The organism is Shewanella sp. ULN5 (assembly GCF_030731885.1).
GTDB lineage: Bacteria > Pseudomonadota > Gammaproteobacteria > Enterobacterales > Shewanellaceae > Shewanella > Shewanella holmiensis.
In genome coordinates this window covers 393,533-413,319 of sequence record NZ_JAPJEE010000002.1, presented here as the reverse complement: position 1 = coordinate 413,319, position 19,787 = coordinate 393,533, and the positions used below count along the sequence as shown (strand labels likewise).

Below are 19,787 nucleotides of genomic sequence, written 5' to 3'. Positions count from 1 at the left end.
AGCCGCTAAGTAAATGATTAACATTTCTTCTGGTTTATCAATCAGTATTTAAAGCGGTTTTTTACAATAAAGTTGCTGATAATAGACTGCTACGACGCAGAAACCTTATCGCGACAGATTAACAGTGCCTAGTTTATTGCCTCGCTAAGCGATTTGATTCCGGCGGGTGTTCAAAATCACTGCGGTAAGGATTGATGTCTAAACCGCCTCTGCGGGTATAGCGAGCATAAACCGTCAATTTTGAACAACCACAATACTTTTTCAAATCAACAAAAATGCGTTCAATGCATTGTTCGTGGAATTCATTGTGTTGACGGAATGAAATTAAATAGCGAAGTAAACTTTCGCGGTTTATTTTCGCTCCTTGATAGCGGATCATCACGCTACCCCAATCTGGCTGCGACGTAATTAAACAATTTGATTTTAACAAATTTGAATTTAAGGTTTCTGCTACGTTCTTTTCTTCAGTGCTATCAAGTAAATAATCGGGATTAAATCCATAGTCATCCACTTCGATATCTAAGTCATCTATGCAAGTACCTGGTAATTCAACAATGCGTTCAAGATTAAACTGCTTCGGCTCAATTACTTTGACTGAAACCTCACCTTGGGCGCAATCCGACAGGTCCTTCTTCAGGGTTTCTTCAACCACATCGACACTGTCAAATTTGGTTTGATTGAAGCTATTTAGGTACAATTTAAATGACTTAGATTCAATTAAATTGATGCTATTGATGTCTAATTGCACTTCAGCTATCGCCACCATAGGTTTACCTTTGCTATTCAGCCAAGATAATTCATAAGCCGTCCAAATATCGGTGCCATGAAAGGGCAGTTCACCGGTTAATTCAATTGCGTCACGGTTAAGTTTACGCGGGACCCCTTGCAGCAGTGATGCATCATATTCAGCTTGATATGCAGTAGATTGCCCTAAAGTTAAGCCTTTAAGCGCTTCTGCATCACTATAAGGATCGTGATTTTGTGTCATCTAATCGGTTTCCATGTCAAAATATGGCTTTATTATAAACCACGAGAAGCACTAGTGTCTTGTTCAAACGCACTTGAAATTTTTATAAATAAGTATCTTATTGCCTATCAAGATGCTTTATCAGAGTTGCCCCGTTATTATGCCATGGGAGAAGATTCAGCCTGTGTTCAAGGTCAGATAAGTGATGACCATGACAAGGCTGTATTTTTTACGCCATTTAAGCGCAAAGCGTGTGCAGATTTTCATAATGTTGAACATGCACTCACATTATCGCTTCATACTGATATTCATGCGTTTTACGGGCAGTTTTATAGCGCACCGTTGATGTTCACTTCTGAATGGGGTGAGGGCGAATTACTACAAGCATGGAACCAGCAAGACTTTGAGTATTTACAGCAAAATATGATTGGTCATTTGATGATGAAGAAAAAGCTGAAACAGCCACCGACCTGGTTTATTGGTGTGTTAGGTGATGGCGATCAAATGCTGACGGTGGATAATGAAACCGGAGCCGTTTACATTGAAATTCCTGGTGAGAAACCCGCGGACAAATTAGCCGATTCGCTTGAGGTTTTTTTAACGACTATTACTCCAAGAATAACGCCGCCAGTTAAGCCAGACACCTCGGAAGATGCACAATGGCAACATCCGGGTATTTGGCAACGTATCAAATTAATGTGGCAATATTTATTACGTAAAAAGTAATCCGCGGATATTATTGATGATCCCACGATAGGTTAGAAATAATCCGGCAGGGTTCACAACGAAACTGGAACATATCGAGTAAAGGGCTGTCCAGTTTCCATTCTGCACTGCCACATTTAGGGCAAGGTCTATTTAATTCACTTTGAAGGCTTTGCCCACCCACACGGTACAAATAATAATATGTTGGAATTTGGGTCAAATATTCAATTCTGCCTCGTATGTCCCAACCCCGTCTAAACATATCGCTGTCGACTGAGCTGATCTCATCCAGTGCAGCAAACTCGGCTTTTGTGGCCGCCGCCATTTGTAATTCATCGCATGCTTGCCATTCACTTTGCCATTTAATAATGCGTTTATGGTCGCCATTAAATGTCGCGGGGATCTGGTAGAGGGGAATAGGCAGTAAATTGCCACCGCTTCTGAGGGGGGAGCACATATGTACGTAACTGGTATAAAGCAGTTGCCAACTGGCGGGCTCTGTATTACTGACTTCTGAGTTGATGTCTTGGCCTATAAACTTTTCTCTTGGCGCGAGCAGTTTAGCTTCTGTTAAGCCGCTTAATGTTGCTTTAACCCAAGGGCTATTATGCCTATGCGCTAAACTGGTTTTTTCTGGCATCATTAAGCGTACTTTAAACTCGCCATCATTGTATGCCACAGCAAATTCACGTCCTAGAATTTGTCCGTTAGCCCTTAATGCCTCTAAGTATTGATTAATGGCTTTTTCTGCCAAACTAATCGTGGTATCGGCAAAAGGTTCAAAACGTAATTCAATTACAAACATTATAAGGCCTTGTCTTTCAGCTGTTGCTCTAGAAGTGCAACTCGTTGAAGTAATTCATTCAATTGTTGCTGCATGACTTGTTGTTGCGATGCAATCACCTCAAGGCTAGGGTGTTCATTTGCTGTAACCCCAAGTTGTTCTGGTGCAACAAAGTCAGCAATGGTTTGCCATTCTGATTTTGGTAATGCTTTAAATTGCTGAAGTCCTTGAACAATGATTGGCATGGGGATTTTTCCCACTCGCCCTTTGATTAGCGCAACACTGGGTGTGTGACCATTGATGGCGATAGATTTCGCCGCCGAAATAACGTGTTCAATTGGACTCATAAATGGTGAAAAACCTCAGTTGTGGGTGGTGTAAATAACTAACTTTGTAGCCTGTTCAATATTAGCCCTTTAAAATCAATTGTTTAAAGTTGGCATAAAAATCGCATTCCGATAAGTCACACATTGAGTCAGATACGACTTAAACATGATTCGTTTATTCTAACAAAAAGGACATCACATGAAATCAAATTTGATTAACGCAGCATTGATCACCGCTATATCTTTAGGCTTGAGTGGTTGTGTATTAAACGTGGGCGACCATGAATCAGGTAAGAGTCACGATTACTGGGAAGTACAACAAGAAAAAAATCGTACTAGTTTGACCAAGCTATCCTTGGGGATGACGTTTGAACAAGTTCAGATAATTATGGGCACGGCTGATTTCAGTGAAGCATTTGTCAGTCAAAATAATGCTCAGTCAGATCAAGAACAAGTGAAAGTGTTATTTTATCGTACACAATGGGCTAAAGGCGATGGTAAAACGACCAAAGATGAATGCACACCGATTGTATTTAAAAATAATGAGTTAATTGGTTGGGGCGACGCCGCTTACAAGCAAATTTAATCCATTTAAGGTTTTTTATTTCTCAACATAACGTCCAATTGGTCTATCACTTCAGACCATTGGGCGTCTTCATTTAATGCTTCCAATAAAAACGTTTTTTGGGCAGACGTCCAAAATGGCGCTTCCGTTAAATGTGTTTCTGCTGGCAATTGATGTACCTCGATAAAATGGGCTATATCAGCAGATTTATTTGATAAACCCAGTTGTTTAAATAAATGTGTTAAATCAGTTTTTGTCGTATCCATGATGCTTTCCTTGCCCCTTGAAGTTTAGTGCACTTTGTTACTATAGAGTATTATTTACTATTCAGCTTGTACTAACTTAATTTGGTGATTGTTTCAATCTTGTTAACTTGCTAAGTTAGTTTTGAACGTAAAATAGTCAAGGAACAAACAATAATGGAAAATCAGACCTTGGAACACTACAAAGCAGTTTATTTAACAGCAGAGGATTTACGTGTCGCGGCTTCAATTATTTACAATGCATATTATGATGATCCTTTTTTTCTAGAAGTATTTGGTCGAGAAGATAGCAGTGTTTATGAGCAGAAGTTAAGAGCGGCAATCCGTGAAGAGTTAAACACTTTATGGCAACAAGATCAGCCATTAATTGGCTTATTTGACGGTGAAAGGTTGATTGGCGTTGCGTGTGTTATTACCCAGCAAATACCTATTGGACAGTCGCGATACTGGCATTGGCGTTTAAAAATGGTGTTAGGTACTGGCTGGAAATCAACCCAGGGTTTAATGGAAAAAGAAACCTGTTTATTGAGCCATCTTCCTTCTGAAAAATGCGGTATTTTGCAGTTTATTGCGTTAACACCAACGGAACAAAAAAAGGGTAATGGGGCTAAGTTAGTTGAAGCCGTATTAAGTTGGTGTGATGAGCAGCCGAATTTAGAGGGTATTGGCGTATTTGTTAATGATCCAAAGCATCATAAAGTTTTCTCCGCTCAAGGTTTTAATAGTTTAGCCAATGTAACTATTGGGCACGTTAAAGGCGAAATTTTGTTTTATGCCAAATGAGGCTGGTGGAATGAATAAACGATATCAAAGCTTTAAAGAATTTTACCCCTTTTATTTATCCCAGCACCAAGATCCTATATGTCGGCGATTACATTATCTCGGCAGCACGATAATTGTGGTGGTGTTAATTAACACATTCATTAACCAACATTGGTGGCAATTAGTCTGGTTACCTTTTATCGGCTATGGTTTTGCTTGGTTAGGGCACTTCGTGTTTGAAAAAAATCGTCCCGCAACATTCACTTATCCGCTATATAGCCTAATGGCCGATTGGGTCATGTACTGGCAAATGTTAAAAAACACCCTGGTGAGTGTCTTTGCTAAAGAGAATAACTCGTAAGTTGAGATGTTGTAGCCTTTAAAGCCTTTAAAGCATTTAATGTTAGCGACGGTGAAATGCTGGCCACGGTTAAGTTAAACTCTATAACTGAATAATAAAGTGTTATCGTTATCCGTAATGTTGATAATCTTTCAGAATATATCCAAGTGAGAATCAATAGATGCTAAATCAACAATGGCTAACCACATTTATCACGTTAGTGGAGCTCGGCCACTTTACACAAACAGCTGAAAAGCTTTTTATGACTCAGCCTGGTGTCAGTCAGCATATAAAAAAGCTTGAGCATCAGGTGGGGTGCGCCTTAATCAACCGCATTGGTAAGCGATTTGAGTTAACCGAGGCCGGTATTGCTATCTACAAATATGCATGTGATCTACAACGTCAACAACTGGAGTTATTAAGCCTTTTAAATGTGGATGAGCCTTTTGCAGGTGAGTGTAAAATTGGTTGTTCAGGCTCAATGGCGGCGCTTTTATACCCTTATTTGATTAAAGAGCAGCAACGTTATTCTGGGTTAATCATGCAGCTTGAGGCTGGCCCGAATAAACGCACTTTGGATGGCATTTTATCTAATCAATTAGATTTAGGAATTGTGACCCAGCAAGTACTGCAACCTGAACTGGCCAGTATTGATATTGGCAAACAGTCTTTGTGCTTGGTTATCCCCAAATGTGTATCGGGTAAAGCTATTGATGCTAAAGTCAATTTTGAATTACTCAGCCAACTAGGGATGATAGATCACCCTGATGCAACTTTTTACTGGCAGCAAATAAGTTCAGCGTATTTTAGTTCTGAGTCCGGAAAAAATATTAGAAAATCAGGATATGTTAATCAGTTGAATCAAATTTTATTGCCAGTGGCAATGGGGTTAGGTTTTACAGTACTACCTGAGTTTGCTGTGAGGTGTTTTACACAATATGAGGACATTCAAATAGCTTCTATCGATAATGATAAACCGATAATATTATTTGAGCCTCTATATTTAGTACATAAGCAGCACCGTAAATTAGCCAAACGATATCACGGTATTATTCAGCTCATTGAATCACTGGTTAACCCAGATTAACACGTTAAACAACGCTTTTTAATGCTTCATCCACGTTAGTAAATTGAAATGTAAACCCTTGTTCAAGTGCGCGAGTAGGCAATACGAATTGACCTTCTGTCAGTAATTCAGACATCTCACCCATTGCTAATCTTAAGGCTAGAGGAGGGGTAATGATTCTTGCGGGACGGTTTAAGGCTTTGCCTAAGGCCTGTGAAAATACGGCATTGCTCACCGGATTTGGCGCAGTGGCATTATATATTCCTTGAGCACTTGGTGTATTAAGCATCCAGATAATCAACGCGATTAAATCGTCTTGATGTACCCAGCTCATCCCCTGTTTACCTTTACCTATTGGGCCACCTAATCCAAGTTTAAAAGGAGGTAACATTTTGGCTAAAGCCCCGCCATTTTTGCCTAAGACAATGCCAATGCGTGGAATGCACACTCTGGTGCTAGCGGATTGAGCATCTAGTGCCAATTGTTCCCATTTATGGCAAATATCATGGCTAAACTCATCATGAAAAGGACTATTTTCATCTACAGGCTCATTACCTTGTCTTCCATAGAAGCCGATAGCTGATGCACTGATAAATGTTGTTGGAGGGGTTTGGCTAGATTTGATCAGTTGGCTTAATTGTTGAGTGATATTCCAACGACTGTCACAGATAGACTGTTTTTGTTTTTTACTCCAGCGCTTAGCGACGATGGGTTCTCCGGCTAAATTAATAACAGCATCAAATTCGTTTAAATTACTCAGCTGTGTAAGGTCTTCAATATAGACGTGCTGCTTACCCAATGACTTTACTGCGTTGTCAATATTACGAGAGAGAATGGTTAACCTGTGCAGGGAAAGTTTGGCAACTAAATGTTTGCCAACAAAGCCTGTTGCACCAGTAATTAATATATTCATACATCCTCTCTTGTCATTAACTTGGCAAATATAACTATTATTTACATACGCTTTAGTTATTTGTTTTGATCAATTTCAGCTAGGTGATTTTTGATAACTCAGCTCCATTGAAACAGAATCAGCAAACCTTAGGGCGTGGGGTTTATCTATTTCGACACTGGCGAATTCAACCCAATCGTGCTCGCTGGCAATCGCCAGGGTTTGATTGGTTAAGTTTTCCAGCAGTGAGAAGCGATTGTTTTCAATTAAAGCAATGATTTTTTTCGTTATAGTGCGATAATTAAGTGCATCAGCCACATTGTCGCTGTTTCGTGCTTTATCTGCACAATAATGAATCACGACATTGATAATGACATCTTGTTGATTTTGAATTTCATCTTCTTTGATCCCAATATAGGTGCGTAAACGAAGATTTTTTATGCGTATAATAGCGGTTTCTGGTTTCATAGCGTCTTCTATTATTAAATATTGTTTTCAATAGGTAAGCTTAACATAACTAATTTGGGTCTTAGGTAGCAATAAGGATTTTTCTTCTATGAAGGGTATACATCAATCGTCTATGGCGGTGCGTAGTTTTATTGTAATGGCGTGTGTTGTCATTGTGCTTGCAGGTATAAAAGCGGCCAGTCCGATTGTGGTACCTTTTGTACTGTCAGCATTTTTAGCGATGATTTGTAATCCAGCCATTAGGTTAATGAGTCGTTTTAAAATACCGAAAGCGTTATCTGTATTGTTGTTGATGTTATTTATTGTATTGCTAGGGCTTTGGTTGGCCAGCCTTGTGGGGAGTTCAATTAATGAATTTTCAAAGCAGTTACCCGTTTATCGAGCGCAACTGATTGAACAATTTGCATGGATGCTCGATAAGTTACAATCGTTCAATATTCATATTTCTCGCCAAAAAGTTTTAGAGTATTTCGACCCTGGTATGGCACTGAGCATGACAACGAATATGTTATCAGGCGTTGGCAGTGTGATGGCGAACCTGTTTTTGATTATTTTGACTATCGTATTTATGCTATTTGAAGCACAGGATATGCCGAAAAAACTGCATTTGGCACTTGATGATCCTGATATGCGTCTAAAGCAGATTGATAAGTTTTTACATTCTGTTAATCAATACATGATGATTAAAACCCTAGTCAGCTTAGCAACTGGTGTGATTGTGGGTATCGGCCTGTCTATCATAGGTATTGATTATGCTTTGCTGTGGGCTGTCATTGCATTTTTGTTTAATTACATCCCCAATATTGGTTCTATTATTGCTGCAATTCCTGCTGTTTTACTGGCTTTTATTCAATTTGGCCCCGGGGCAGCAGGTGCAACAGGTTTGTTATATTTAGGCACCAATATGGTTATGGGCAATGTGATCGAACCTAAGTTTATGGGTAAGGGGTTAGGCCTTTCTACCCTAGTGGTGTTCTTATCATTAATTTTTTGGGGGTGGTTATTAGGTTCTGTCGGCATGTTATTGTCTGTTCCACTGACGATGGTGGTTAAAATTGGTATGGAGTCAAGCCAGTCAGGCATGTGGCTGGCGATATTATTAGCTGATAATGTTGAGGAGGCTGAAGATAAAATGTCGGCGTTAGATGCTAATCCTTTGCCTGAAGCAACATTATTAACCAATGAACATGATGTAAAAAAAGACAATGGCCCAGAGTAAAATAACCCAAGTATCAAACACATTAAAACTAGCCTGAAAAAGTTAAATACTTCTAGCTAATTGATATTTAAAGAGAATGTAGCATATTTATGTCGGGACTAATTTCAGCGCTAAACGAGTTTACTTTTAATAACGAAGTACAACGCATTTTTCATGGCCGTGGCGGTTTATTTAAAGGAGAGGAGCACCTGTGTTTAGACTGGTATCCACCCGTACTTTTACTGACAAGCTTTAAATCATTAGATGAAACACAACAGCAGTCCTTGTTTAGCGCAATTACCACTCAAGTTCAAACCTTAGCGCCTGAACAACCGATGAATCTGGTATTTCAACATCGTAGTGGTGGTCAAACAGTTACGGATTTGATCAGTGGTGAAGTGCCTGATCATCATGTGGTAAACGAAAACGGAGCATTGTTTAATGTTCATATTTTACGTGGCCAAAATCATGGCTTGTTCTTGGATATGGCTAACGGACGTAAGTGGGTAAAACAGCACGCAAAACACAAAAATGTGCTCAATTTATTTGCGTATACTTGTGGGTTTTCGGTTGCGGCATTACAGGGCGGCGCTGATGAAGTCGTCAATATGGATATGAGTAAAGGCGCGCTGAGTATCGGTAAGCAAAATCATGTGTTAAATGATCTCCCCCATGGTGCACGATACCTAGGCCACGATATTTTTAAATCTTGGGGTAAATTAACTAAGTTGGGCCCTTATGATTTAATTATTGCGGATCCGCCAAGTAACCAAAAAGGCAGTTTTGTTGCCACCAAAGACTATGAACGTTTGTTAAAACGTTTACCGAGTTTATTGGCCGAGGGTGGGGAAGTACTGTTATGTTTAAATGCCCCAGAATTGAGTAGTGATTTTTTAATGCAGCAAGTAGAAATCACTGCTCCACAATTGCAGTTTGTCGAACGAATTGCTAATCCACAGGTTTTTGCTGATATTGATGAGCAAAAATCGTTAAAAGTATTACGCTATTCTCTTGCTTAACTTTGCTCTCCCTTTGGTATTTTTACCAGGGGGGACCTTTTGTTTTCAAAACCCATCTTAGAATTCCACGCATCTCACCGATTATTCCCGATATAGATCACGCTTTTATCGAAATTTGAACTTATCTCACCATTATTTGTGAAATTATTGTTAATTAGCGCTATGCTTGAAGGCGTAAAATTTTTATTAAAGTGATTCAATTTAATCGATTTTTACTGTCATAAATTGAGAGTTAAGTAATAGTTTGTGAATTTTGATGATCTAGATCAACTAAACACCTGTTTACCAATTTGTGAGTATATAGATCACAATTTGTTTAACGATAGAATTCACGTAAATCGAACAAATGACAAAAACCAATAGTTTATGTCGTCATTCTAACCACTCTTGGAGGCTCCATGAGTAATGAGACCGCAAGTGAGAAAAGTCTAGAATTGAAGATCTTCATCTTCTTGACTGTATTTCTAGCCCCCATTTTATCTGTACTGCTTGTTAGTGCCTTAGGATTTAGCATCTGGTTTAGCCAAATTTTAACGGGTCCTCCAGGCGTAAGTTAATATAAAAATAAATAATAAATTGATGTGAGTGTGATTAATGAGCAATGAACTTCACGTAACCAGTTTAATTGTCCAAGTTCAGCCAGACAAAATGGCAGATGTAAGACAACAAATAATGGCAATCGAAAACGCAGAGCTTTCAGCAAACAACGAAGTTAAATTAGTTGTTGTTATTGAAGGACCTAACCAAAAATCATTATTGGATGATATATCGACCATTAATGCATTACCTGGTGTGTTATCTGCAACCATGGTTTACCACCAAAGTGAAGAGCTTGAAGAAGGTGAGATATGAAAATGAATAGACGTGATTTTATGAAAGCCAATGCCGCAATGGCAGCGGCGAGTGTTGCCGGGTTAGCGTTACCCGCAGCAGCAAGTAACTTGATTACAAGCTCTGAACAAACCAAATTAGAATGGAACAAGGCGCCTTGTCGTTTTTGTGGTACAGGTTGTTCAGTCATCGTGGCTACACGTGATGGTAAAGTGGTTGCAACCCATGGTGATGCAAAGTCTGAAGTTAACAAGGGCCTAAATTGTATTAAAGGCTACTTCCTGTCCAAAATTATGTATGGTCGTGATCGCATCCAAACGCCGATGTTACGTATGACCGATGGTAAGTATGACAAACATGGTGAATTTACGCCTATTAGCTGGGATCAAGCATTTGATACCATGGCTGAAAAATGGAAAGCGACCATAAAGGCTAAAGGCCCAACAGCTGTTGGTATGTTTGGTTCTGGCCAGTGGACAGTATTTGAAGGCTATGCGGCTCTCAAATTAATGAAAGCCGGTTTTGGTTCAAATAACATCGATCCAAATGCTCGCCACTGCATGGCTTCGGCTGTTGTTGGTTTTATGCGTACTTTTGGTATGGATGAGCCAATGGGCTGTTACGATGATATGGAAGCGGCTGACGCTTTCGTATTATGGGGCTCAAACATGGCAGAAATGCATCCAATTCTTTGGACCCGTGTGACCGACCGCCGTTTAAGCGCACCACATGTTAAAGTTGCCGTGTTATCAACCTTTGAACATCGTTCATTTGATTTAGCGGATTTACCGATTATATTTACACCGCAAACTGACCTTGCCATCCTAAACTTCATTGCTAACTACATTATTCAAAACGATAAGGTTAACAAAGACTTTATTAGCAAGCACGTTAACTTCCGCAAAGGCACAACCGACATCGGTTATGGTTTACGCCCGACTCATCCACTAGAACAGCAAGCTAAAAACGTTGCAACTGCGGGTGATTCAACTCCGATTGATTTTGAGCAGTTTAAGAAGTTTGTTGCTGATTATGATGTTAAATCTGTTAGTAAATTATCAGGTGTGCCAGAACATAAATTGATTGAATTAGCAGAGCTTTATGCTGATCCTAATCGTAAAGTAACTTCTTTCTGGACCATGGGCTTCAACCAGCACACTCGCGGTGTATGGTGTAATAATCTTATTTATAACATCCATTTATTAGTGGGTAAGATTTCAACTCCTGGTAACAGCCCGTTCTCGCTAACAGGTCAACCATCGGCGTGTGGTACAGCTCGTGAAGTGGGTACTTTCTCACATCGCTTACCTGCAGATATGGTTGTAACAAACCCAGAACACAGAGCAACTGCTGAGAAAATTTGGAAGATTCCAAGTGGGATCATTCCACCAAAACCTGGTTATCACGCAGTAGAGCAAAATCGTCGATTAAAAGATGGTGATTTAAATTGTTACTGGGTGCAAGTAAACAACAACATGCAAGCTGCCCCTAACATGAATGAAGAGGGGTTACCGGGTTACCGTAATCCTGAAAACTTCATTGTTGTGTCGGATGCTTATCCAACGGTGACAACCCAAGCCGCTGACTTAATTTTACCTGCGGCAATGTGGGTTGAAAAAGAAGGTGCTTACGGTAATGCCGAGCGTCGTACTCAGTTCTGGCATCAGTTAGTTAAAGCGCCTGGTGAGTCAAAGTCAGATATGTGGCAGTTGATGGAGTTTGCTAAACGTTTTACTACTGATGAAGTGTGGCCTGCTGATGTGTTAAAAGCGAACCCACAATTTAAAGGCAAAACCTTATACCAAGTCTTGTATCAAAACGGCAATGTTGACAAGTTCCCAATGTCAGATTCAGATCCTAAGCATTTGAATGATGATGGTGAACATTTTGGATTCTACGTGCAAAAAGGCTTATTCGAAGAATATGCCACCTTTGGCCGTGGTCATGCCCATGATTTAGCAGACTTTGATGTATATCACAAAGAACACGGTTTACGTTGGCCTGTTGTTAATGGTGTCGAGACTAAATGGCGTTACCGTGAAGGTGCAGACCCATATGTGAAACCAGGTAAAGGTTTCGAGTTTTATGGTAAGCCAGATGGTAAAGCGGTTATTTTTGCTCTGCCATATGAGCCACCAGCAGAAGCTCCTGATGAAGAGTTTGATATTTGGTTATCAACAGGTCGAGTATTAGAGCATTGGCATTCTGGCTCAATGACCCAGCGAGTTCCAGAGCTTTATAAAGCATTCCCAGATGCAGTGTGTTTTATGCACCCAGATGATGCTAAAAAGCGTGATTTACGTCGTGGTGATGAAGTGAAAGTGATATCTCGTCGTGGTGAAATTAAAACCCGTGTTGAAACACGTGGTCGTAATAAGCCGCCAGTAGGATTGGTATTCGTTCCTTGGTTTGATGCTAGCCAGCTCATTAATAAAGTGACGTTAGATGCGACAGATCCTTTGTCGAAGCAAACAGACTTTAAAAAATGTGCGGTTAAGATTGTTAAGGCCTAAGGAGAATAACCATGAATGCTCGTAAATTGATATCAATGGTAGCGCTATTAGGTTTGTCCTTTGGGATAATGGCTGCCAGTGTTCCTGAAGACAAAATTGCTACGTTACGTTTAGCACCGTTAAATGTTGAGCCAACGCCTCCTGCAATGCAGCAAGTGATCAACACAGACGTGAAACAAGTGCGAAACTACCCAATGCAGCCACCAGTGATCCCACATAAGATTGATGGTTATCAGATTGATCTTAAAGTGAATAAATGTATGCAGTGTCATGCTCGTACTAGTACTGGTCATTCACAAGCTCCTATGGTGAGTGTGACTCACTATATGGATCGTGATAATAACTTCTTGGCAGATCTTTCTCCGCGTCGTTATTTCTGTACCCAATGTCATGCACCGCAATTAGATGCGAAACTACTGGTTGAAAATGACTTCGTAGATATTGACCATCTCATTAAAGCGACAAAACCTGCTAAGCATTAGGAGCGATTATGTTGGCTAAATTGTTTGAAAAGCTGAAGTTAGTTTGGACGGTCGTTAACCGCCCAAGCGTTCACTACAGTCTGGGGTTTCTGACATTAGGTGGATTCGTGGCAGGGGTTATCTTTTGGGGTGGATTTAACACCGCTTTAGAAGTCACTAACCAAGAGAAATTCTGTATTGGTTGCCATGAGATGGAAAACAATGTCTATCAGGAACTGCAAAGTACAATTCACTTTACTAACCGAAGTGGTGTACGTGCAACATGTCCTGATTGCCATGTTCCACATAACTGGACTGATAAAATTGCCCGTAAAATGCAAGCTTCTAAAGAAGTATGGGGCAAGGTTTTCGGTACGATTAGTACTCGTGAAAAGTTTGAAGCTAAGCGCCGTGAATTGGCAGAACACGAGTGGGACCGTTTAAAAGCGAATGATTCACTCGAGTGTCGTAACTGTCATAACTTCGATTATATGGACTTCACTCGCCAATCTAAGCGTGCATCACAAATGCATTCTACGTCACTGGCAAGTGGTGAGAAAACCTGTATCGACTGTCATAAAGGTATCGCACATCAATTACCCGATATGGCTGGTGTTGAAGGTTTCTAACTAAAGCTTCACAGAGTGATATAAAAAGACCAGCTTGCTGGTCTTTTTTTGTTTAATAAAAATGTACTTATTCCTTCGTCTTATTATTTTTCAACTATCATTAACATGCCTTAGGTGGTTATTTAATATCGACTTCTCTGTTCGAACAAGACGAGGGATTTAATCAGCGTGAAATTATCTTTATTGAAAAAATTTAAACTTTGTCCACCCATATTTGGGGTGATAATTTCGCTTTCGGCGCAGGCTCAAATAAACACCCCCGCCCCTAAAATTAGTCAAGTCATTGACCACAAGCTAACGTCAGTTGCAGATAATACCGCCATCCCAAAGTGGATCATCCAAGAGCTACAACCCAGCACATTATCATCAGATGAACAGCAACAAGAATTGCAGTGGTTTAAATCTCAAGCAGAACCTTTTGCAGGATTAACTATTCGGGTGGTGTCAGAGCACATTGATACGCACGTTTATGAGTCTGAAGTGTTGGCCAAGGCATTTTATGATTTAACCGGAATTCATGTAATTCATGAATTAACTGGAGAAGATGATGTCATAAAAAAGTTATCAGCACAGATGGTAACTGGCTTAAACTTATATGATGCCTACATAAACGATAGCGATCTTGTTGGTAGCCATTTTCGAAGTGGTGCGATAACCACTATATCTGAACTTCTCACATTCAAGTCTGGTCAATACACTCTGCCTACACTGGATTTAAATGATTTTATTGGTTTGCAGTTTACCCGCGATCCGTTCGGGGTTATGTATCAATTACCCGATCAACAATTTGCCAATTTATACTGGTATCGTAGTGATTGGTTTGAAAACCCTAGCTATAAAGCGCAATTTAAACAGCAATATGGTTATGAATTAGGCGTGCCTCAAAATTGGCAGGCGTATGAAGATATCGCCCGTTTTTTTAGTGATGATATCAATACTATTGAGGGGGTTAGAGTATACGGGCATATGGACTATGCCGCGATAGACCCTTCTTTAGGGTGGCGAATTTCAGATGCCTGGTTGTCGATGGCAGGTGTTGGTGATCCAGGGTTACCGAATGGTTTACCGGTTGATGAATGGGGCATTAGAGTTGAAAATTGCCATCCTGTTGGCGCGAGTGTGAGCAGGGGAGGCGCATTAAATAGTCCTGCTGCGGTATATGCACTAGAGAAGTATGTGGACTGGCTTAAATATGCCCCTGATGAAGTTAAGTCGTTAACTTTTTCTGAAGCAGGAAAATGGCTAGCCACGGGTAAAATAGCCCAGCAAATATTCTGGTATTCCGCTTTTGTTGGTGACTTAACCCAGCCTGACTTGCCCATTGTCGATGCCCAAGGTATTCCTAAGTGGAAAGTGGCTCCGTCACCTGTCGGAAAATATTGGCAAAAGGGCATGAAATCAGGATATCAAGATGCAGGTTCATGGACATTTTTAAAGAACACCCCAAAAGATAGACAAATCGCGGCCTGGCTGTACGCGCAATTTTTGGTGTCTAAATCTGTTTCACTTAAAAAGACCTTAGTTGGATTTACGCCGATCCGTTTGTCAGATCTTGAATCCGATGTGATGACTAAAAAAGCACCTTACCTTGGAGGGTTAGTGGAGTTTTATCGCAGCAATGCTAGAAATGTATGGACCCCCACAGGCAGTAATGTGCCAGATTATCCCAACATGGCTGGCTTTTGGTGGCTTTATGTCAGCAAAATCGTTGATGGAACTTATAGTCCTAAGCAAGGTTTAGATGCTTTTGCAGCCCATGTAGATGCCCATTTAGCACAACTTGAACACACTATGGTGAACAGTCAGTGTGCCCCCAAAATGAATCCCATAAAAGATGAGTCATTTTGGTTATCTCAGCCAGGATCACCTAAACCGCTAAATCAACAAGTGATAAAAGGCCAGACATTGCCTTATGAGGAGGCTATTCGTGTTTGGAATTAAATATCTGTTAATTGGCTTCTTATCAATGTATTCATTGGCGGTATGTTCAGCCGATAAATTGACTTTAATCACTTACTCTGAAGTGCCATTTGCGACTCAGGCTGGCGATACAAAACAAGGGCTGGTTATTGAATTCATTGATGCGTTATTCAAGCAAGCAGATTTAGAATACGAGATTTTGTTTTTTCCACTAAAACGTGGCATGTTGATGGCGGAATCGGCAGTTAATACCTGTGTTTTACCTATAGAGCGAAATCAACATCGAGAGGTACATTACAGTTGGATTGGACCTGTGATGGTGTCTCGTTATGGATTATTCAGTGCTAGTCCATCTCAGCCACCTTTAGTCAGTTTAAATGATGCTAAGTTTGCCAGCATTGGTAGTTTTCTGGGGAGTGGTATTGGTGAGTATCTCACCCAATTTGGTTATCAAGTTGATTTAACCAACAATGACACCTTAAATGTTAAGAAACTACAGCGTGGACGAATAGACTTTTGGGCTGCCGATCTTGTGAGTGCCAAAGCGATAATGCGCGATAATGACACTCATTTTGGTGAGCCTAAGATTATATTTTTTACATCGATTAGAGCCATGGCTTGTCATATCGATTTACCGATGGCAACCCAAAAACGATTAAACGATGCGCTACAAGCACTCTATAAAAGTGGCTATATGGCGCAATTGCACCAAAAATACGGCTTATCATTATAAGGCAGTCCGCAAACTGCCTTAGATAGCTGATTACAATGACTTATCTTAGTTGTGATTCAATAATTTGAGTTAAATAGACACTGAAATCATGCCCGTGATGCTCTAACATTTTTGGAAACATTGAAATTGGTGTTAACCCTGGAAAGGTATTAATTTCATTTAACAAAATTTGATTATCTGCGGTTAAGAAGAAATCAATTCTCGATAGGTGGCGTAACTTTAAACCTTTAAACGCTTTGATTGCATAAGCGCGAATTTGATTACTGATGTCATCAGAAATATTAATGGCTTCAATGTAGGTTTTAGCCTTACTGTTGGTGGCATACTTTTCATCAAATGTGTAAAAGTTATTGGTATCACACACAATTTCACCCGGCTTGGTAGCAACCACTTCACCTTGGTATTCATAAACTGCAACTTCCAACTCTCGTGCCACTATGGTTTGTTCAACTATCACATAGGGAGAATAGCTGAATGCCTCCTTCAAAATGTTAGCTATGTCGGCTTTATTGTCGACCTTATAACAACCTACAGAAGAGCCCTGAGAAGCTGCTTTGATAAACAATGAACCCCATTGTTCAAATGCCGCATTAGTTTGCGCGATGGCTTCATCATCAAATTGATGTAAGAAAATATAGGGCGTATTGGGTACACCTAATGCACTAAACCACATTTTTGCAGTGATTTTATTAAAGCAGTTACTGGAGGCTTCAGACTCACAGCCGAAGTATGGCAGTTGAATTAAATTAAAATAAGATTGTATGTCACCGGTTTCAGCTGGGTAACCATGAATACAGGGGATCACATAATCCACTGGCCATGCAGCAATAGCATCATCTTCAAAGCGGACTTCACGACGGTTAGTTAACTCACATACTTTGCCGTCTTGGGTTTTATAATGTCCTTGTTTATCAAGTTCTAAGCGTAATACCGAGAATTTATCTGACTTTGCTAGCGATGATTCAAAAAACTTAACTGACATTAATGAAATGTCGTGCTCTGCACCACCACCGCCACATAAAAGTAGCAGATTTATTTTTGGCATGATTGCTCCTAAAAAGAATAAAGTTGGGCAGAATGAATGCGCCCGAAAATGACCTGCTTATGATAAAGAGCCTAACTAGGTTCTGGCAAGTGAGGGTTAACAATATTTCAGGGATTTACCTCATCTGGCAAGGTGAACTGTGGTTAGCTGCATCAAAATATGGAATATCGCTCCATAGCCAGCAGATAATGGCTCCAATTATTGCCGCATCACCAATATCATCAGTTAACATCAGTTAACATCAGTTAGTTCACCATGACTTAATTTAGTGCCACAATCGCAATGCTAATCCCGATGCTCGGGTGGTCACTTGTTTTGCTGCCCGCTCAAACACCGGAGCACTGCCTAAACAGTAGAAATGATTTTTTGCACGGGTGATGGCGGTATAAACTAATTCTTTGGTTAGTAATTGCCACTGCGCAATACTGGGGCGAGGTGGCAGTACAAAGCTGACTTGATCAAACTCACTGCCTTGCGATTTATGTACTGTCATGGCGAAGCAAGTGTCGTGTTTAGGCAATCTTGCAGGTAACACTTTTAATAAACTGCCGTCAGCTTGAATAAAATGCGCCATAAGGCGTTTGGGATTGTGTTGATCCTGTAAAATTAAGCCGATATCCCCGTTGAATAAACCTAAGTTGTAATCATTATTTTGGATAATAATGGGACGACCAAGATAAAATTCCTGCTTAGGTTCGATAAGCTGCGCCTGACGTAAACTATCGGTGATGGCAATGTTCATGCCTTCAACACCGTATTCAGAAGCACGCGTTGCGCATAACATACGATATTGATTATATTGCTCAATAATCTGCTCGGCACCATAAACGGCGGTATTGGGTAGATTGTCGGCAAATACGCCCTGATTGAAGTGGATCATCTGCAAATAGGGTTGATAAGCACTCACCGATAAGGCTAATAATTGTTGCTTACCTAAGTTGTCTTGGTTGGCATTGATTTGATGCTCAAACCAATTCAGTTCATTATAACCATGCTGCCAAACCTGACGTATTTTCATTATGTCGGTGCCATTTACGGCATGGGCCAATTGACCAATTCCCGCATCACCTTTAAAACGGTGGCTATGCATTAACATACATAAGCTGTCACCGAATAGGCTTTTATTATCAATATACTGACTGACATCTTGTTGGGTTAAGCGTTGGATGTTGTCTGCTTGTTGTGGGCTATAACGCATACGCCAGAATGAAGCGACGGTCGGTTTTTCAATTGATGTTGAAACCTGTAAGCCTTGACAAATATCGGCTAGCACAGCACCTGCCTCAACAGATGCAAGCTGGTCTTGATCGCCTAGTAAAATTAATCTTGCATGACTAGGTAAAGCACTCAGTAGTTTATACATCATAGGTAAATCGACCATAGATGCTTCATCTATCACCAGTAAGTCAAGGCGTAAAGGGTTATCTTTGTTATGCCGAAAATGATGAGAATGCGGAATAACCCCTAATAATCTGTGCAGCGTTGCAGCTTCTTCGGGGATCGCTTCTAATGCCGCTAATAAGGCTTGGGGTTGGTTGTTTGCAACAAGACTTTGTCTTAGACGGTTTTTAGAGGCTTTAATCGACTCACTTAATCTCGCCGCCGCTTTACCCGTCGGTGCGACTAACCTGATGGTCATATTCTGCTGCGTCAGTAACAGCAGCAATAATTTGGTTACCGTGGTAGTTTTACCTGTTCCAGGGCCACCCGTAATCACCGCAAGGGCTTTGGTTAATGCGGTTGCCGTTGCAATTTTTTGCCAATCAAATTGGCCGAGATTATGAGGTTCTGGTGGAAATAAAGCATCCAAATAACCGGGCAATAATGGATTGTCGACAGTAATATTTACTTGGGTTAACTGCAGCAGTTTGTGCGCGACCTGGGTTTCAAAAAAATAGTATTTATTCAGATAGAGCCTATCAAACTCAATAATCATTGGGGTATTGTCCCCAGGCTGCCCAATGGCAATAAATGTTCTGATCTGAGTAATCAACTCAGCATGACTTTGCTGAATTTGGCATGAGGATACCGTGGCTATTGCAAAAGGATGTGTGCCAATATCTTCAGCCATAGGGTTGTCTAGCACAATATTGTTCAATACTAGGCAACTGTGTTGGCTGGATAATTGCTGGCTGAGTAAAGTGCAAATTAATAAGAATAAAGGGTAGCGTTCATCTACTGGATTAATATGCTCAATTGCGGCTAGCTCAAGGGCAAAATGCCTATCTAATGCGGTTATTAATTTTGCGTCTTGCCATTTTTTCAGTAAAAATTGCATTGGCTGAGTCGTGGTTAACATA

The 19,787-nt window shown here is 40.4% G+C and carries 22 protein-coding genes; 14 read left to right on the top strand and 8 right to left on the bottom strand.

The features are described from left to right. Positions 1-133: 133 nt before the first annotated feature. A complete protein-coding gene (gene queF / locus ORI98_RS03940; RefSeq protein WP_306134320.1) occupies positions 134-988 on the bottom strand; it encodes an NADPH-dependent 7-cyano-7-deazaguanine reductase QueF in 855 nt (284 codons plus the stop codon). Positions 989-1,042: 54 nt separating this feature from the next. Between queF and syd the strand changes: the two genes are divergently transcribed. Then, on the top strand, positions 1,043-1,693 hold the full coding sequence (gene syd / locus ORI98_RS03935; protein WP_306134319.1) for a SecY-interacting protein: 651 nt from the start codon (positions 1,043-1,045) through the stop codon (positions 1,691-1,693). A 10-nt stretch (positions 1,694-1,703) separates the two neighbouring features. Here the strand turns inward: syd and ORI98_RS03930 are convergent, their stop codons facing one another. Then, complete coding sequence (locus ORI98_RS03930; protein WP_306134318.1) at positions 1,704-2,477, bottom strand: Zn-ribbon-containing protein; 774 nt, start codon at positions 2,475-2,477, stop codon at positions 1,704-1,706. After that, complete coding sequence (locus ORI98_RS03925) at positions 2,477-2,803, bottom strand: hypothetical protein (protein ID WP_261298516.1); 327 nt, start codon at positions 2,801-2,803, stop codon at positions 2,477-2,479. Before ORI98_RS03925 ends, ORI98_RS03930 begins: the two co-directional genes overlap by 1 nt. Before the next feature lie 178 nt (positions 2,804-2,981). On the opposite strand from ORI98_RS03925, the gene ORI98_RS03920 reads away from it, so the two are divergent. Then, entirely contained in the window at positions 2,982-3,368 is a 387-nt protein-coding gene (locus tag ORI98_RS03920) for a DUF3192 domain-containing protein (RefSeq protein WP_261298517.1), read from the top strand. A 5-nt stretch (positions 3,369-3,373) separates the two neighbouring features. On the opposite strand, the gene ORI98_RS03915 is transcribed toward ORI98_RS03920, so the two are convergent. Continuing rightward, positions 3,374-3,613, bottom strand: a complete 240-nt coding sequence (locus ORI98_RS03915) for a DUF2789 domain-containing protein (RefSeq protein WP_261298518.1) — start codon at positions 3,611-3,613, stop codon at positions 3,374-3,376. 153 nt (positions 3,614-3,766) lie between these two features. Here ORI98_RS03915 and ORI98_RS03910 point away from each other — a divergent pair, with 153 nt between their 5' ends. From ORI98_RS03910 to ORI98_RS03900, 3 genes are all read left to right on the top strand, one after another. Beyond that, entirely contained in the window at positions 3,767-4,393 is a 627-nt protein-coding gene (locus ORI98_RS03910; RefSeq protein ID WP_261298519.1) for a GNAT family N-acetyltransferase, read from the top strand. Positions 4,394-4,403: 10 nt separating this feature from the next. After that, the gene (locus ORI98_RS03905) at positions 4,404-4,733 is read left to right on the top strand and encodes a DUF962 domain-containing protein (RefSeq protein ID WP_306134317.1); all 330 of its coding nucleotides are present in this window, start codon (positions 4,404-4,406) and stop codon (positions 4,731-4,733) included. A 160-nt stretch (positions 4,734-4,893) separates the two neighbouring features. Continuing rightward, the gene (locus tag ORI98_RS03900) at positions 4,894-5,799 is read left to right on the top strand and encodes a LysR family transcriptional regulator (protein ID WP_306134316.1); all 906 of its coding nucleotides are present in this window, start codon (positions 4,894-4,896) and stop codon (positions 5,797-5,799) included. Between the two features lie 4 nt (positions 5,800-5,803). On the opposite strand, the gene ORI98_RS03895 is transcribed toward ORI98_RS03900, so the two are convergent. Continuing rightward, a complete protein-coding gene (locus ORI98_RS03895) occupies positions 5,804-6,691 on the bottom strand; it encodes a TIGR01777 family oxidoreductase (RefSeq protein WP_306134315.1) in 888 nt (295 codons plus the stop codon). A gap of 75 nt (positions 6,692-6,766) precedes the next feature. Beyond that, on the bottom strand, positions 6,767-7,138 hold the full coding sequence (folX, locus tag ORI98_RS03890; RefSeq protein WP_261298523.1) for a dihydroneopterin triphosphate 2'-epimerase: 372 nt from the start codon (positions 7,136-7,138) through the stop codon (positions 6,767-6,769). An 88-nt stretch (positions 7,139-7,226) separates the two neighbouring features. Between folX and ORI98_RS03885 the strand changes: the two genes are divergently transcribed. The 9 genes from ORI98_RS03885 (at position 7,227) to ORI98_RS03845 (ending at position 16,442) form a co-directional block, all read left to right on the top strand. After that, complete coding sequence (locus ORI98_RS03885) at positions 7,227-8,357, top strand: AI-2E family transporter (protein ID WP_306134314.1); 1,131 nt, start codon at positions 7,227-7,229, stop codon at positions 8,355-8,357. An 89-nt stretch (positions 8,358-8,446) separates the two neighbouring features. Then, positions 8,447-9,355 carry a class I SAM-dependent methyltransferase gene (locus tag ORI98_RS03880; RefSeq protein WP_306134313.1) on the top strand — a complete coding sequence of 303 codons (909 nt, stop codon included), beginning with the start codon at positions 8,447-8,449 and terminating at the stop codon, positions 9,353-9,355. Between the two features lie 398 nt (positions 9,356-9,753). Continuing rightward, positions 9,754-9,912, top strand: coding sequence for a periplasmic nitrate reductase, NapE protein (locus ORI98_RS03875; RefSeq protein ID WP_261298526.1), 159 nt, complete (start codon positions 9,754-9,756; stop codon positions 9,910-9,912). A 37-nt stretch (positions 9,913-9,949) separates the two neighbouring features. Further along, positions 9,950-10,207, top strand: coding sequence for a chaperone NapD (locus ORI98_RS03870; protein WP_261298527.1), 258 nt, complete (start codon positions 9,950-9,952; stop codon positions 10,205-10,207). A 2-nt stretch (positions 10,208-10,209) separates the two neighbouring features. Further along, the gene (gene napA, locus ORI98_RS03865) at positions 10,210-12,699 is read left to right on the top strand and encodes a nitrate reductase catalytic subunit NapA (RefSeq protein ID WP_306134339.1); all 2,490 of its coding nucleotides are present in this window, start codon (positions 10,210-10,212) and stop codon (positions 12,697-12,699) included. 11 nt (positions 12,700-12,710) lie between these two features. Then, positions 12,711-13,181 carry a nitrate reductase cytochrome c-type subunit gene (locus tag ORI98_RS03860; protein WP_261298528.1) on the top strand — a complete coding sequence of 157 codons (471 nt, stop codon included), beginning with the start codon at positions 12,711-12,713 and terminating at the stop codon, positions 13,179-13,181. A 20-nt stretch (positions 13,182-13,201) separates the two neighbouring features. Next, entirely contained in the window at positions 13,202-13,789 is a 588-nt protein-coding gene (locus tag ORI98_RS03855; protein ID WP_261298594.1) for a cytochrome c3 family protein, read from the top strand. A 168-nt stretch (positions 13,790-13,957) separates the two neighbouring features. Beyond that, positions 13,958-15,730: an ABC transporter substrate-binding protein gene (locus ORI98_RS03850; RefSeq protein ID WP_371931109.1), complete on the top strand. Its 1,773-nt coding sequence runs from the start codon at positions 13,958-13,960 to the stop codon at positions 15,728-15,730. Next, positions 15,717-16,442: an ABC transporter substrate-binding protein gene (locus ORI98_RS03845; protein WP_306134312.1), complete on the top strand. Its 726-nt coding sequence runs from the start codon at positions 15,717-15,719 to the stop codon at positions 16,440-16,442. The genes ORI98_RS03850 and ORI98_RS03845 overlap by 14 nt, the downstream gene beginning before the upstream one ends. A 40-nt stretch (positions 16,443-16,482) precedes the next feature. Here the strand turns inward: ORI98_RS03845 and ORI98_RS03840 are convergent, their stop codons facing one another. Together ORI98_RS03840 and recD are read right to left on the bottom strand one after the other, a co-directional pair. Further along, positions 16,483-17,487, bottom strand: coding sequence for a D-alanine--D-alanine ligase (locus tag ORI98_RS03840; RefSeq protein WP_306134311.1), 1,005 nt, complete (start codon positions 17,485-17,487; stop codon positions 16,483-16,485). 265 nt (positions 17,488-17,752) lie between these two features. Beyond that, positions 17,753-19,786, bottom strand: coding sequence for an exodeoxyribonuclease V subunit alpha (gene recD, locus ORI98_RS03835; RefSeq protein WP_306134310.1), 2,034 nt, complete (start codon positions 19,784-19,786; stop codon positions 17,753-17,755). Position 19,787 lies beyond the last annotated feature (1 nt).

Coding starts and splice junctions, on each gene's coding strand:
- queF (WP_306134320.1), bottom strand. CDS start 988: ATGACACAAAATCACGATCCTTATAGTGATGCAGAAGCGCTTAAAGGC.
- ORI98_RS03930 (WP_306134318.1), bottom strand. CDS start 2,477: ATGTTTGTAATTGAATTACGTTTTGAACCTTTTGCCGATACCACGATT.
- ORI98_RS03925 (WP_261298516.1), bottom strand. CDS start 2,803: ATGAGTCCAATTGAACACGTTATTTCGGCGGCGAAATCTATCGCCATC.
- ORI98_RS03920 (WP_261298517.1), top strand. CDS start 2,982: ATGAAATCAAATTTGATTAACGCAGCATTGATCACCGCTATATCTTTA.
- ORI98_RS03915 (WP_261298518.1), bottom strand. CDS start 3,613: ATGGATACGACAAAAACTGATTTAACACATTTATTTAAACAACTGGGT.
- ORI98_RS03910 (WP_261298519.1), top strand. CDS start 3,767: ATGGAAAATCAGACCTTGGAACACTACAAAGCAGTTTATTTAACAGCA.
- ORI98_RS03905 (WP_306134317.1), top strand. CDS start 4,404: ATGAATAAACGATATCAAAGCTTTAAAGAATTTTACCCCTTTTATTTA.
- ORI98_RS03900 (WP_306134316.1), top strand. CDS start 4,894: ATGCTAAATCAACAATGGCTAACCACATTTATCACGTTAGTGGAGCTC.
- ORI98_RS03895 (WP_306134315.1), bottom strand. CDS start 6,691: ATGAATATATTAATTACTGGTGCAACAGGCTTTGTTGGCAAACATTTA.
- folX (WP_261298523.1), bottom strand. CDS start 7,138: ATGAAACCAGAAACCGCTATTATACGCATAAAAAATCTTCGTTTACGC.
- ORI98_RS03885 (WP_306134314.1), top strand. CDS start 7,227: ATGAAGGGTATACATCAATCGTCTATGGCGGTGCGTAGTTTTATTGTA.
- ORI98_RS03880 (WP_306134313.1), top strand. CDS start 8,447: ATGTCGGGACTAATTTCAGCGCTAAACGAGTTTACTTTTAATAACGAA.
- ORI98_RS03875 (WP_261298526.1), top strand. CDS start 9,754: ATGAGTAATGAGACCGCAAGTGAGAAAAGTCTAGAATTGAAGATCTTC.
- ORI98_RS03870 (WP_261298527.1), top strand. CDS start 9,950: ATGAGCAATGAACTTCACGTAACCAGTTTAATTGTCCAAGTTCAGCCA.
- napA (WP_306134339.1), top strand. CDS start 10,210: ATGAATAGACGTGATTTTATGAAAGCCAATGCCGCAATGGCAGCGGCG.
- ORI98_RS03860 (WP_261298528.1), top strand. CDS start 12,711: ATGAATGCTCGTAAATTGATATCAATGGTAGCGCTATTAGGTTTGTCC.
- ORI98_RS03840 (WP_306134311.1), bottom strand. CDS start 17,487: ATGCCAAAAATAAATCTGCTACTTTTATGTGGCGGTGGTGGTGCAGAG.
- recD (WP_306134310.1), bottom strand. CDS start 19,786: ATGTTAACCACGACTCAGCCAATGCAATTTTTACTGAAAAAATGGCAA.